At 66.5% G+C, this 12,135-nt stretch carries 14 protein-coding genes and 3 tRNA genes; 5 read left to right on the forward strand and 12 right to left on the reverse strand.

The features are described 5' to 3' along the window. Positions 1-18 precede the first annotated feature (18 nt). The 3 genes from PFX98_RS18825 (at position 19) to PFX98_RS18835 (ending at position 426) form a co-directional block, all read left to right on the forward strand. Positions 19-94 (forward strand) — tRNA-Ala (locus PFX98_RS18825). Positions 95-182: 88 nt separating this feature from the next. Continuing rightward, a tRNA-Glu gene (locus PFX98_RS18830) sits at positions 183-258 on the forward strand. Between the two features lie 91 nt (positions 259-349). Beyond that, a tRNA-Asp gene (locus PFX98_RS18835) sits at positions 350-426 on the forward strand. A gap of 52 nt (positions 427-478) precedes the next feature. On the opposite strand, the gene PFX98_RS18840 is transcribed toward PFX98_RS18835, so the two are convergent. Continuing rightward, positions 479-775 (reverse strand): helix-hairpin-helix domain-containing protein, encoded by a 297-nt coding sequence (locus PFX98_RS18840; RefSeq protein ID WP_285232026.1) that lies wholly within the window; start codon positions 773-775, stop codon positions 479-481. Positions 776-787: 12 nt separating this feature from the next. Next, on the reverse strand, positions 788-1,486 hold the full coding sequence (gene lexA, locus PFX98_RS18845) for a transcriptional repressor LexA (protein ID WP_285232027.1): 699 nt from the start codon (positions 1,484-1,486) through the stop codon (positions 788-790). A gap of 90 nt (positions 1,487-1,576) precedes the next feature. On the opposite strand from lexA, the gene PFX98_RS18850 reads away from it, so the two are divergent. Continuing rightward, positions 1,577-2,512, forward strand: coding sequence for an asparaginase (locus PFX98_RS18850; protein ID WP_425334624.1), 936 nt, complete (start codon positions 1,577-1,579; stop codon positions 2,510-2,512). A 49-nt stretch (positions 2,513-2,561) separates the two neighbouring features. On the opposite strand, the gene PFX98_RS18855 is transcribed toward PFX98_RS18850, so the two are convergent. Together PFX98_RS18855 and PFX98_RS18860 are read right to left on the reverse strand one after the other, a co-directional pair. Next, a complete protein-coding gene (locus PFX98_RS18855) occupies positions 2,562-2,987 on the reverse strand; it encodes an organic hydroperoxide resistance protein (protein ID WP_285232028.1) in 426 nt (141 codons plus the stop codon). A gap of 26 nt (positions 2,988-3,013) precedes the next feature. Beyond that, on the reverse strand, positions 3,014-3,508 hold the full coding sequence (locus PFX98_RS18860; protein WP_285232029.1) for a MarR family winged helix-turn-helix transcriptional regulator: 495 nt from the start codon (positions 3,506-3,508) through the stop codon (positions 3,014-3,016). Positions 3,509-3,575: 67 nt separating this feature from the next. On the opposite strand from PFX98_RS18860, the gene PFX98_RS18865 reads away from it, so the two are divergent. After that, a complete protein-coding gene (locus tag PFX98_RS18865) occupies positions 3,576-3,935 on the forward strand; it encodes a DUF1304 domain-containing protein (RefSeq protein ID WP_285232030.1) in 360 nt (119 codons plus the stop codon). Between the two features lie 4 nt (positions 3,936-3,939). On the opposite strand, the gene PFX98_RS18870 is transcribed toward PFX98_RS18865, so the two are convergent. Genes PFX98_RS18870 through queF form a run of 8 tightly spaced genes read right to left on the reverse strand, consistent with a single transcriptional unit; the run spans position 3,940 to position 12,127 of the window. Continuing rightward, positions 3,940-5,928 (reverse strand): ATP-binding cassette domain-containing protein, encoded by a 1,989-nt coding sequence (locus PFX98_RS18870; RefSeq protein WP_285232031.1) that lies wholly within the window; start codon positions 5,926-5,928, stop codon positions 3,940-3,942. Next, positions 5,925-6,794: a 50S ribosomal protein L3 N(5)-glutamine methyltransferase gene (gene prmB / locus PFX98_RS18875; protein WP_425334704.1), complete on the reverse strand. Its 870-nt coding sequence runs from the start codon at positions 6,792-6,794 to the stop codon at positions 5,925-5,927. The genes PFX98_RS18870 and prmB overlap by 4 nt, the downstream gene beginning before the upstream one ends. 5 nt (positions 6,795-6,799) lie before the next feature. Further along, positions 6,800-7,957, reverse strand: coding sequence for a succinyl-diaminopimelate desuccinylase (gene dapE / locus PFX98_RS18880; RefSeq protein ID WP_285232033.1), 1,158 nt, complete (start codon positions 7,955-7,957; stop codon positions 6,800-6,802). Between the two features lie 2 nt (positions 7,958-7,959). Then, the gene (locus tag PFX98_RS18885; protein ID WP_285232034.1) at positions 7,960-9,114 is read right to left on the reverse strand and encodes a PilT/PilU family type 4a pilus ATPase; all 1,155 of its coding nucleotides are present in this window, start codon (positions 9,112-9,114) and stop codon (positions 7,960-7,962) included. Between the two features lie 34 nt (positions 9,115-9,148). Beyond that, positions 9,149-9,973 (reverse strand): 2,3,4,5-tetrahydropyridine-2,6-dicarboxylate N-succinyltransferase, encoded by an 825-nt coding sequence (gene dapD, locus PFX98_RS18890; protein ID WP_285232035.1) that lies wholly within the window; start codon positions 9,971-9,973, stop codon positions 9,149-9,151. A 57-nt stretch (positions 9,974-10,030) separates the two neighbouring features. Next, positions 10,031-11,251, reverse strand: coding sequence for a succinyldiaminopimelate transaminase (dapC, locus tag PFX98_RS18895; RefSeq protein ID WP_285232036.1), 1,221 nt, complete (start codon positions 11,249-11,251; stop codon positions 10,031-10,033). A gap of 7 nt (positions 11,252-11,258) precedes the next feature. After that, positions 11,259-11,684: an SET domain-containing protein gene (locus PFX98_RS18900; protein ID WP_285232037.1), complete on the reverse strand. Its 426-nt coding sequence runs from the start codon at positions 11,682-11,684 to the stop codon at positions 11,259-11,261. A gap of 11 nt (positions 11,685-11,695) precedes the next feature. Next, the gene (gene queF, locus PFX98_RS18905) at positions 11,696-12,127 is read right to left on the reverse strand and encodes a preQ(1) synthase (protein WP_285235634.1); all 432 of its coding nucleotides are present in this window, start codon (positions 12,125-12,127) and stop codon (positions 11,696-11,698) included. Positions 12,128-12,135: the final 8 nt, after the last annotated feature.

A 12,135-nucleotide genomic window follows, 5' to 3' on the forward strand; every position in this document is an offset into this window, starting at 1 on the left:
ATGGCGCGCTATCCTCACGGGGGTATAGCTCAGCTGGGAGAGCGCTTGCATGGCATGCAAGAGGTCAGCGGTTCGATCCCGCTTACCTCCACCATCAATACTCAGGCAATATGTCGGAGAATATGATTGGAATATGTCAGGTGGTGCGCAATTTAAGCTATATAATGTTCGAAGAAGGTTTAGTCCCCTTCGTCTAGAGGCCTAGGACACCACCCTTTCACGGTGACTACAGGGGTTCGAATCCCCTAGGGGACGCCAAGTTTTACAAGGCTTGGTAAACGGCAGCGCGCAAGCCCTGCGAGTTTATGAAATTTGTTGATGCGACGAGTTATATAATGCCCGTCCATCTGGAGTGGTAGTTCAGTTGGTTAGAATACCGGCCTGTCACGCCGGGGGTCGCGGGTTCGAGTCCCGTCCACTCCGCCAACATTTTGATCAAACCCCGATTGCGCAAGTAGTCGGGGTTTTTCTTTATGCGCTAGATACTGCCGTAGAGCGCCTTGCGCTGTGGCGTGTAATGCCACCAGGGCGCTGCGGCAGCGCCGGCCATGAAGTCAACCGCCGCCATCAGGGTATCGAGCACGCAGGGGTCGTGGCGCTGCTCGGTGATGGCGCAGAGCTGCTGGTAGAGCACAAAGGCATCACGCCCGCGCAACTCGCCCGGCACGCGTATGCCAAGCAGACGCAGATCCTCCACCATGGCGGGGCCGATATTGGGGATCTGCTCCAGCGTTACGCAGTCGTCGCGATGCGCCGCCTTGCTCGGTTTCACCATGGGCGCGCCGCCTCAGGAGAGAAACTGCGAGCGAATCAGGCCGACCGCCAGCCCTTCGAGCGCAAAGCTCTGGTCGCCCTCGTTCACGCGTATGGGCTCGAAGTCGGGGTTCTCGGGCAGCAGCTCAATGCCTTGCTTGCCGCGTTTGAAACGCTTCACGGTGACCTCATCGCCGATGCGCGCCACCACGATCTGACCGTTCTTCGCTTCACTGGCGCGCTGCACGGCCAGCAGGTCGCCATCCATGATGCCGATGTCTTTCATGCTCATGCCACGTACGCGTAGTAAATAGTCCGGCTTGCGCGCAAACATGCCGGCCTCGACGCTATAGTTTTGCTCGATATGTTCTTGCGCCAATATGGGCGAGCCTGCCGCCACGCGCCCTACCAGGGGCAGGGTGAGTTGGTTCAAGCCCGGCATGGGCAGATTGAACTGCATGCCGCTGACGCCGGTGCGTGCCTCGCGGGCCAGGTTGAGGGCGCGCAGGGTGTCCGAGCGCAGCCGTATGCCGCGCGAGGTGCCACCCAGCAGCTCGATCACGCCCTTGCGCGCCAGGGCCTGCAAATGCTCTTCGGCGGCGTTGGCGGAGCGAAATCCGAGCTCCTGTGCAATCTCGGCGCGCGTGGGTGGCGCACCGGTTTGCTCGATGCTGGTGCGTACCAGGTCGAGGATTTGCTGCTGCCGGGCTGTGAGTTTGGGGCTATCGTCCACGCTGACCTCGCTGGGAATGGGCTGAAACTGGCAGACCGAGCCACTGCAGGCCTCTGATCATTTATCCAGCTACTGTATTTTCATCCAGGATTGAATAAATTGCAAAGCAACACCAATGACTTGATCGTGATCCTGGGCACTGGCGGCACGATCGCCGGTGCGGGTGATGACGTGGGCTATGTGGCCGGCCAGATCAGCGTGGCTGATCTGGTGACGGCAGTGCCGGCATTGGCTGCACGACAGCTCGAAGCCGAGCAGGTCGCGCAGCTGGACAGCAAAGACATGAGCCATGCCGTTTGGCGGTTGTTGGCGCAGCGGGTGGCCTATCACCTCGCCAGGCCCGAGGTGGCTGGCGTGGTCGTGACGCATGGCACCGATACGTTGGAGGAGACCGCCTACTTCCTGCATCGGGTCTTGGCACCAGGCAAGCCCGTGGTGTTGACAGCGGCGATGCGGCCGGTGACATCCTTGCAGTCTGATGGCCCGCAAAACCTGCTCGATGCAGTGACGGTGGCCGCCCACCCGGGCGCGAGTGGGGTGCTGGCCGTACTGCAGGGGCGTGTGCATGGCCCGGTCGAGGTGCGCAAAGCCCAGCCCTTCGCGCTGGATGCGTTCAGCTCGGGTGAGGCTGGACCGTTGGCCTTGGTGCTGGAGGGGCAGGTTAGGGTGCTGCGCCACTGGCCAAGCTGCGCGCCCTTGGGCCTTGATGTCGTCGCGGCCGACCCCGAGCTCTGGCCGCGCGTCGACATCGTCGCCAGCCATGCTGGTGCGGATGGTGTGGTGGTCGACGCGCTGGTCGCGGCTGGCGCCCGCGGCCTCGTGATCGAGGGTACGGGCAATGCGACCGTGCATGCTTCGCTGTTGGAGGCGCTGAAGCGCGCCCGTGCTGCGGGCCTGCCGGTGTTGCGTGCCACGCGCTGCACTGGCGCCGCCGTGGTGGGAGCGCCCGAAGGCGCGCTGCCGTCGGCCGGTGAGCTATCGCCGGTCAAGGCGAGGGTCGAGTTGATGCTCGGCTTGCTTGCCTGACGCAAGCCGGCTACCTGGTAGCCGGCATGTCCGGGCTTGCTGGAGCAGCTTAGACCAGGGTCAGCGTCACGTCGATATTGCCGCGCGTGGCGTTCGAGTAGGGGCAGACCTTGTGCGCAGCGTCGATCAGGGCCTGGGCGGCGGCGCGCTCCATGCCCGGCAGGCTGATGCGCATCGCCACCTGGATGCCGAAGCCGGCCGGGATCGGGCCGATACCCACGTCCGAGGTGATGGAAACATCGGCCGGGATGGCGATCTTCTGTGCCGCGCCCACCGCCTTCATCGCGCCGATGAAGCAGGCCGAGTAGCCGGCGGCAAACAGCTGTTCGGGGTTGGTGCCCGGGCCGCCGGCGCCGCCCAGCTCGCGCGGCGTGCTGAGTTCGATCTTGAGCGCGCCATCCGAAGACTGGGCCGAGCCCTGGCGGCCGCCGGTGGCGGTGGCGGTGGCGGTGTAGAGGACTTTGTCGAGAGCCATGGTGCTTTCCTTTGCGAACGAACCGTTCAGGTGGAGGCGGCGTTGCCGAGCTGCGCGCGCAGCTCATGCAGACGCCGGGTGAGGGAACTCAATTCATCGAGCGAACAGGCGCTGGCACAGGCCAGGGCCTTGGGAATGGGTTTGGCGCGCTGGCGCAGTGCGGCGCCGGCGTCGGTGAGGAGGAGGTGGACACGCCGCTCATCGTCCAGTGCGCGCTGCCGCCGGATCAGGCCGTTGGCTTCCAGGCGCTTGAGCAGCGGGGTCAGGGTGCCGGAATCCAGCTGCAGCCGTTCGCCCAGGGTCGAAACGCTGAGGTCATCGCCCTCCCAGAGCACCAGCATCGCCAGATACTGCGGATAGGTCAGGCCCAGCGGCGCCAGCAGCGGCTTGTAGAGCTTGGTCATGGCCAGCGAGCTGGCATAGAGCGCAAAGCAGAGCTGCTGGTCCAGTGCCAGCCAGTCGGCCTGCGCGCGGGCCTCGGCCTGCCTGCGGTTTGTACGGATGGTGCGTGCGCTGTCCATGGGCGTTAATGTAGTTCGCAATTAAATTGCACACAATCTAAATGGGTATTGCTTCTGAGGAGCTGCAATGGGCATGGTGAGCAAGGTCTTGGTTGGGCTGGTGGCGGCCCTGCACGTCTACATCCTGGTGCTGGAGATGTTCCTCTGGACCACGCCACGCGGGCGCCGCGCCTTCGGCCTGACGGCCGAATTCGCCGAAGCCAGCAAGGTGCTGGCCGCGAATCAGGGGCTTTACAACGGCTTCCTGGCCGCTGGCCTGGCCTGGGGCCTGCTGCTGGGCGATGCCGCCGGCCGTCCGGTGCAGTTCTTCTTCCTGGGCTGCGTGCTGGTGGCTGGCCTGTATGGCGCGGCCACCGCCAGCCGCAAGATCCTCTTCGTGCAGGCGCTGCCGGCCGCGCTCGGCATTGCGGCCTTGCTGCTGAGCTGAGCCGTCAGTCGGCCGCTGCGTGCAGCGCGTCGACCTCGGCGCTGAGCTCCAGCCAGCGCAGCTCGGCCGCCTCGAGTTCGTCGTGGATGGTCTTCAGGCGCTTGCCCAGATCGGCGATCTGGGCCGGCGTGACCGTGCCCGATGCCAGCTGCGCTTCCAGCGCCGTGCGCTCGTCCGCCAGCTTGTTGAGCTTGGCGTCGATCGCTTCCATCTCCTTGCGCATGGGCTTGGTCTGCTCTGCCAACTTCTGGCGCGCCTGGCCGCTGGCCTTGCGGTCCTCGCGCTTGGGCGCGGGCGCGGGCGCCGCCACCGGTGCCGCAGCCACCACCACGGCGGGTTTCTTCGCGCCCGCCTTCGCGGCCTCCTTGGCCGCTTCCTTGGCCGCCTTGGCGGCCTCCTTGGACTGCTCCAGCAACCAGCGCTGGTAGTCGTCCAGATCGCCGTCGAAGGGCCCCACCACGCCCTTGCTCACCAGCCAGAACTCATCGCAGACCTCGCGCAGCAACGCGCGGTCATGGCTCACCAGCATCACCGTGCCCTCGAACTCGTTCAGCGCCATCGAGAGCGCCTCGCGGGTGTTCAGGTCCAGGTGGTTGGTCGGCTCGTCCAGCAGCAAGAGGTTGGGGCGCTGCCACACCAGCATGGCCAGCACCAGGCGGGCCTTCTCGCCGCCGGAGAGGCTGCCGACCTGCTGGTTCACCATCTCGCCCACGAAGCGGAACTGGCCGAGGAAGTCGCGCAGCTCCTGCTCGCGCGCGCTCGGGCTGACCTCCTTGGCCAGCCGCACCATGTGCGAGAGCGGCCCCTCGTCGGGGCGCAGCACATCCATTTCCTGCTGGGCAAAGTAGCCGATCTGCAAGCCCTTGCCCTCGGTGATCTTGCCGCCCAGCGCGCGCTGCATGCGCGCGATGGTTTTCACCACGGTGGACTTGCCTTGGCCGTTGGCGCCCAGGATGCCGATGCGCTGGCCGGCCAGCACCGAGCGGTTGATGCCGCGCACGATGATCTTCTCGCCTTCGTCGGTCTCATAGCCGCAGGCCACCTCGTCGAACATCAGCATCGGATTCGGCAGGCTCACCGGCTCGCGGAACTCGAAGGAGAAGTCCGAGGCGGTCAGCACCGGCGCCAGGCGCTCCATGCGTTCCAGCGCCTTCACGCGGCTCTGCGCCTGCTTGGCCTTGCTGGCCTTGGCCTTGAAGCGGTCGATGAATTTCTGCAGATGGGCCATGCGGTCCTGCTGCTTCTCGAACGCGGCCTGCTGCAGCACCATGCGCTCGGCGCGCATCGCCTCAAAGGCGGTGTAGTTGCCGCCATAGCGCATCAGCTTCATCTCATCCAGGTGCAGGGTCACACGCGTGATCGCATCCAGGAACTCGCGGTCGTGGCTGATGATGATGAGCGTGCCCTCGTAGCGCTGCAGCCACGCTTCCAGCCAGACCAGGGCGTCCAGGTCCAGGTGGTTGGTGGGCTCGTCCAGCAGCATCAGATCGGCCGGGCACATCAGCGCGCGTGCCAGCTGCAAACGCATGCGCCAGCCGCCCGAGAAGCTGTTCACCGGGGCATCCACCTGGGCGCCGGTGAAGCCCAGACCCATCAGCAGGGCCTGCGCGCGCGGGCGGGCGTCGAACACACCGGCGTCCATCAACAGGGCGTGGGCATCGGCCATGGCGTGGCCGTCTTCGGCCGCCTCGGCCGCGGCCAGGGCCTGCTGCGCGGCCATCAGGCGGGTATCGCCTTCCAGCACGAAGTCGGTGGCCGGCATCTCGGTCTCGGGCATGTTCTGCGCCACCTCGGCCATGGTCCATTGGCGCGGGATGTCGACGTCGCCCTTGTCGCTCTGCAGCTTGTCGGTGAGCAGCGCGAACAGGCTGGACTTGCCGGCGCCGTTGCGGCCCACCAGGCCGACCTTCTCGCCGGGCTGCAGCGTGACGCTGGCATCGTCCAGCACGACCTTGGTGCCGCGACGCAGCGTGATATTGCGCAGCGTGATCATGCGTGCAGGGCTTTCTTCAGGGACTCTTGAGTGACTAGCAAAACTTGATCTTCTCCGGCCGATGTTTCCATCCAGGCCACTTCCAGTTGCGGGAATGCCGCTTCAAAAAACGCGCGCTCGTTGCCGATCTCCAGCACCAGCACGCCATGCTCGCTGAGGTGCTGTGGGGCGTCCGCCAGCAGGCGGCGCACAAAGTCCATGCCGTCGCTGCCGCCGGCCAGGGCCAGCTCGGGCTCGGCGCGGTACTCGGCGGGCAGGCGGGCCATGGACTGGCTGTTTACATAGGGCGGGTTGCACAGGATCAGGTCGTAGGGCCCCTGCGCCGGCGCCAGGCCGTCGCCCTGCAGCAGGCGGATGCGCTGCTGCAGGGCATGCTTGGCCACATTGATCTCGGCCACTTCCAGCGCCTGGGGGCTGAGGTCGATGGCGTCCACCTGCACCTCCGGCCAGGCCAGCGCGGCCAGCACGGCCAGGCTGCCGTTGCCGGTGCACAGATCCAGCACGCGCCGCGTCTGGTCCGACAGCCAGGCGTCGATGCTCGCGTCGGCGATCAGTTCGGCGATGAAGCTGCGCGGCACGATGGCGCGTTCGTCCACATAGAAGGGTACGCCCTGCAGCCAGGCCTCGCGCGTGATGTAGGCGGCGGGCTTGCGGCTCAGGATGCGCTCATCGACCAGGGCGGCCAGGCGCGCCCGCTGCTCCGGGGTCAGGTCTTGCTCGGCATGCGCGTCGAGCGCATCCAGCGGCAGGTTGAGGCTCCACAGCGCCAGCCAGGCCGCCTCGTCAAAGGCATTGGTGGTGCCATGCCCAAAAGAAACGCCCGCCTCGGTCAGGCGGGCGGCGTGGGCCTCGATGCAGGCAATCAGGGTGGTCACAGCAACAGGTTCTCCAGGGTGCGCCGGTAGATGGCGGTGAGCGGCGCGATATTGTCGACCGGTACGTACTCGTCGATCTTGTGGATGCTGGCGTTGATGGGGCCGAACTCCAGCACCTGGGGGCAGATCTTGGCGATGAAGCGGCCGTCCGAGGTGCCACCGGTGGTTGAGAGCTCGGGCCGGCGGCCGGTCTCGGCCTCGATGGCGGCGCTCACCGCGGCCGAGAGATTACCCACCGGCGTCAGGAAGGGCTCGCCGCCCAGCACCCAGTCGAGGCCGTATTCGAGGCCATGGCGATCGAGCAGCGCATGCACGCGCGCCTTCAGGCCATCCGGCGTGGACTCGGTGGAAAAGCGGAAGTTGAAATCCAGCTCCAGCTCGCCGGGAATCACATTGGTGGCGCCGGTACCGGCCTTGATATTGGAGATCTGGAAGGTGGTGGGCGGGAAATAGCGGTTGCCCTGGTCCCAGAGCTCGGCGGCCAGCTCGGCCAGCGCGGGCGCGGCCTGGTGCACCGGGTTGCGCGCCAGCTGTGGGTAGGCCACATGGCCCTGGATGCCCTGCACGCGCAGCTTGCCGCTGAGCGTGCCGCGGCGGCCGTTCTTGACCATGTCGCCGATCTGCGCCACCGAGGTCGGCTCGCCGACGATGGCGTAGTCCAGGCGCTGGCCGCGCGCCTTCAGGCGCTCGCAGCAGACCACCGTGCCATCGCGGGCCGGGCCTTCCTCGTCGCTGGTGAGCAGGAAGGCGATGCTGCCTGCATGGCCAGGATGCGCGGCCACAAAGGCCTCGCAGGCCACCACCATGGCCGCCAGCGAGCTCTTCATGTCGGCCGTGCCGCGGCCGTAGAGGCGGCCATCGCGGTAGCTGGGCACGAAGGGGTCGCTGGTCCAGGCCGCCAGCGAGCCGGTGGGCACCACGTCGGTATGGCCGGCAAACATCAGCACCGGACCGTCGGCGGCGCTTCCGCGCCTGATCGCCCAGAGATTGCTGACGCGGAAGTCCTCGGGCCCCGAGTCCATGCGCTCCAGCTCGAAGCCCAGGGCCTGCAGGCGCGCGCCCAGCAGCTCCAGGCAACCGGCATCGCGCGGCGTCACCGAGGGCAGGGCGATCAGCTGCTCGAGCAGCGCAAAAGTGCTGTCTGCCTGGCTCATGCTTATTCGGGCCTCACGTCCAGGGTGATCTCGGTGAAGCTGGCCTCGTCCTGGGCCGGCTCTTCCTTCTTGGCGCTCGGCTTGGTCTGGCCGGGCATGTCGTTCTGCAGGCGCCACAGCAGGTTGGTGGGCGAGTCGGCAAAGGCCAGGCCTTCCTCGCGCGTGATGGTGCCGTCCTTGATGAGCTTGGCGAAATGCTCCTCGAAGGTCAGCGAGCCCTCGGCAATCGACTTCTCCATCGCCTCCTTCACGCTGGTGAAATCGCCCTGCTCGATGAACTCGGCGATCAGCTTGGTGTTGAGCATGATCTCGGTCACCGGTACGCGGCCGCCCGCGGTGGCGCGCACCAGGCGCTGCGAGATCACCGCCTTCAGGCCTGCGGCCAGGTCGTTGAGCAGCGCGGGGCGCGATTCCGGTGTGTAGAAGGAGAGGATGCGGTTCAGCGCGTGGTAGCTGTTGTTGCCGTGCAGGGTGGCCACCACCAGATGGCCCGAGAGCGCATAGGAGATCGCCGCCGTCATGGTGTCGCGATCGCGGATCTCGCCGATCAGGATGCAGTCGGGCGACTGGCGCAGCGCGTTCTTCAAGGCCACCTGCAGCGAGGCGGTATCGCGCCCCACCTCGCGCTGGTTCACCACCGAGCGCTTGTTGGTGAACAGGTATTCCAGCGGGTCCTCGATGGTGAGGATGTGGCCGGCCATGTTCTGGTTGCGCTGCTCCAGCATGGCCGCGAGCGTGGTGCTCTTGCCGGTGCCGGTGGCGCCCACCATCAGGATCAGGCCGCGCTTTTCCTGCACCAGCTTGCCCAGTATCGGCGGCAGGTTGAGGCTTTCCAGCGAGGGGATGGTGTGCGGGATATGACGGAACACCGCGGCGATGCTGCCGCGCTGGCGAAAGCCCGAGAGCCGGAAGCTGCCCACCTTGGGGATCGACACCGCCATGTTCAGCTCGCCGGTCTGGTCCAGCTCGGCCAGCTGGGCCGGCTCGATCACCTCGCTGATGAGCTGGCGCGGTTGCGAGGGGCTCAACAGCTGGTCGGACAGCTGCAGGATCTGGCCGTTGATGCGTATCAGCACCGGCATATTGGCCGAGAGATAGGAGTCGGACGCCCCTTTCTCCGCCATCAGGCGCAGGATGCGCTCCATGTTTCCACTCATGCCGGTGCTCCCTCGCGTTGGCGTTGGCTGAAGATCAGGCGCGCAGCAGGTCGTTGATGCTGGTCTTGGCGCGCGTGCCGGCATCGACCTTCTTGACGATGATGGCGGCGTAGAGGCTGTACTTGCCATCGGCCTTGGGCAGGCTGCCGCTGATCACCACCGAGCCGGCGGGGATGCGGCCATAGCTCACGGTGTCGGTCTCGCGGTCGTAGATGGGCGTGCTCTGGCCCAGGTAGACGCCCATCGAGATCACCGAGTTCTCTTCCACGATCACGCCTTCCACCACCTCGGAGCGCGCGCCGATGAAGCAGTTGTCTTCGATGATGGTGGGGTTGGCCTGCAGGGGCTCCAGCACACCGCCGATGCCCACACCGCCGGAGAGGTGCACGTTCTTGCCGATCTGCGCGCAGGAGCCCACGGTGGCCCAGGTGTCCACCATCGCGCCCTCGTCCACATAGGCACCGATGTTCACGTAGGAAGGCATCAGCACCACGTTCTTGGCCTGGTAGCTGCCGCGGCGTGCCACCGCGGGCGGCACCACGCGCACGCCGGTGGCGCGCAGCTGCTCTTCGCTCATGCCGCCGAACTTGGTGGGCACCTTGTCGAAGAAGGTCAGCGGGCCTTCGCCCATGATGTGGTTGTCGTTCAGCCGGAAGGACAGCAGCACCGCCTTCTTGATCCATTGGTGCACCGTCCACTGGCCCACGGCTTGGCGCTCGGCCACGCGCAGGCGGCCGGCATCCAGCTCGGCGATCACATGCTCCACCGCCTCACGCACCTCGGGGGCGTTGGTGGCGGTGATGTTGGCGCGGCCTTCCCAGGCGAGGTCGATGACGGATTGCAGTGCTTGGTGGCTCATGAGGAAACTCGTTCGAAGAGGGAGGGAAGAGGTTTGATGGATGAATTCGGGTGCGGCTCAGGCCTGGTAGGTCTTCGCGAAGGCGCGGATGCGTTCGGCTGCTTCCATGCATTCGGCCACCTCGGCCACCAGGGCCAGGCGGATACGCCCGGCGCCCGGATTCGTGCCATGGGCGGTTCGCGCCAGCAGGCTGCCCGGCAGCACCGCGACATTGTATTGAGCCAGCAGTTCCAGGGCGAAACGTACATCGTCTCCGCCAGGTACCCCAGCCCAAAGATAGAAGCTGGCGTCCGGCAGCGCCACGTCCAGCACCTCGGCCAGCAGCGGCGTCACCTGGGCGAACTTGGCGCGGTACTGCTCGCGGTTCGCGATCACATGGGCCTCGTCGCCCCAGGCCGCGATGCTGGCCGCCTGCACCATCGGGCTCATGGCGCTGCCATGGTAGGTGCGGTAGAGCAGGAAGCGCTTGATGATCTGGGCATCGCCCGCCACGAAGCCCGAGCGCAGGCCCGGCACATTGGAGCGCTTGCTGAGGCTGGTGAAGGCGATCAGGTTCCTGAAATCGCTGCGCCCCAGCTTGATCGCGGCCTCCAGGCCCGACAGCGGCGCCTCATCTCGGAAGTAGATCTCCGAGTAGCACTCGTCCGAGGCGATCACGAAGCCGTGGCGGTCGCTGAGCGCGAACAGTTGCTCCCACTCCGAAAGCGGCATCACCGCGCCGGTCGGGTTGCCGGGTGAGCAGACGTAGAGCAGCTGCGTCCGGGCCCAGGTGGCGGCATCGATCTGCGACCAGTCGGCCGCAAAGTTGCGCGCCGGATCCGAGTTGGCAAAGGCCGTCTCGGCGCCTGCCAGCAGGGCCGCGCCCTCGTAGATCTGGTAGAAGGGATTGGGGCAGACCACGGTCGCGCCAGCACGCGTGGGGTCGATCACCGTCTGCGCGATGGCGAACAGCGCCTCGCGCGAACCGTTCACCGGCAGCACCTGGGTGGCCGCGTCCAGGCTCAGGCCATAGCGGCGCTGCAGCCAGCCCACGATGGCTTCGCGCAGGGCCGGTGCACCGGCGGTGGCGGGGTAGGCCGAGAGGCTCTTGAGGCTGGCCACCAGGGCGTCCTCGATCAGCTTGGGCGCGGGATGCTTGGGCTCGCCAATGCCCAGGCTGATGGGCTTGTAGGCCGGGTTGGGCGTCAGCCCCGCGGTGAGCGCGCGCAGGCGCTCGAAGGGGTAGGGGTGCAGCTTGTCCAGCAGCGGGTTGTGTGGTGCGGGCGGTGCAATGCTCATGGCGGCTTCAGAGTTGACCCTGGCAATTCTCGGCCCCGCAGCGGCAGGCCAGGCGCCCTTCGTGGTGGGTGCTGCCGTAGGACACGGTTATTTCTTCGCCAAGCGAGATATCGCGCAGCGCGAAGAAGGCAATTTCGCCGGCCTCCACCCGCAGGCGGGCATTCGGTGCGCAGCTGTGGTTGGTGAAGCGCATCGGGTCGCTGCTGCGGCTGGCATCGATGGCGCGGCTGGCGGAGAGCTCCACCAGCATCAGGCGCTGCCGGCCCTCGGCGCGGCGGCGCGCCTCGGCCACCGTGATGGCCTCGCCGGTCAGCTCACCCAGGCGCGCGCCCGCGCCAATCGCCTCGGCCGCGAACACGCCGAAGCCGTCGATGCGGCTGCGCCGCACCGTCACCTCGACCAGTTGATGCGCGGGGTGGGAGGCCAGGGCCACGCAGCGATCGATCAGCGCAGCAGACCGGATTCGAAACCATGCGCGGGCAGGTCCACGCGCGGCTGCGGCTTCCAGCCCTTCTTGCGGTGCTCCACCACCACATTGGTGTAGATGCCGCCGCGCACATACCACTTGGCGGTGATGCGGATGAAGCGTGGGTTGGTGACCTTGACGATGTCTTCCAGGATGGTGTTGGTGACCTTCTCGTGGAAGGCGCCCTCGTCGCGGTAGCTCCAGAAATACATCTTCAGGCTCTTCAGTTCGACGCAATACTGGTCCGCGATCATGTCGATGGTGAAGTGCGCGAAGTCAGGCTGGCCGGTGAGCGGGCAGTGGCAGGTGAACTCGGGCACCTGGAACTGGATCACATAGTCGCGCTCGGGGGCCGGGTTGGGGAAGACATGCAGCTCCTTGCTGGGGCGCGAGGGCGGGTTGGGCGGCATCTCGCGCT

The organism is Paucibacter sediminis (genome assembly GCF_030254645.1).
GTDB lineage: Bacteria > Pseudomonadota > Gammaproteobacteria > Burkholderiales > Burkholderiaceae_C > Paucibacter_B > Paucibacter_B sediminis.

Coding starts and splice junctions, on each gene's coding strand:
- PFX98_RS18885 (WP_285232034.1), bottom strand. CDS start 9,114: ATGAGTGGAAACATGGAGCGCATCCTGCGCCTGATGGCGGAGAAAGGG.
- dapD (WP_285232035.1), bottom strand. CDS start 9,973: ATGAGCCACCAAGCACTGCAATCCGTCATCGACCTCGCCTGGGAAGGC.
- queF (WP_285235634.1), bottom strand. CDS start 12,127: ATGCCGCCCAACCCGCCCTCGCGCCCCAGCAAGGAGCTGCATGTCTTC.
- PFX98_RS18860 (WP_285232029.1), bottom strand. CDS start 3,508: ATGGACAGCGCACGCACCATCCGTACAAACCGCAGGCAGGCCGAGGCC.
- dapC (WP_285232036.1), bottom strand. CDS start 11,251: ATGAGCATTGCACCGCCCGCACCACACAACCCGCTGCTGGACAAGCTG.
- PFX98_RS18870 (WP_285232031.1), bottom strand. CDS start 5,928: ATGATCACGCTGCGCAATATCACGCTGCGTCGCGGCACCAAGGTCGTG.
- PFX98_RS18855 (WP_285232028.1), bottom strand. CDS start 2,987: ATGGCTCTCGACAAAGTCCTCTACACCGCCACCGCCACCGCCACCGGC.
- PFX98_RS18865 (WP_285232030.1), top strand. CDS start 3,576: ATGGGCATGGTGAGCAAGGTCTTGGTTGGGCTGGTGGCGGCCCTGCAC.
- dapE (WP_285232033.1), bottom strand. CDS start 7,957: ATGAGCCAGGCAGACAGCACTTTTGCGCTGCTCGAGCAGCTGATCGCC.
- PFX98_RS18840 (WP_285232026.1), bottom strand. CDS start 775: ATGGTGAAACCGAGCAAGGCGGCGCATCGCGACGACTGCGTAACGCTG.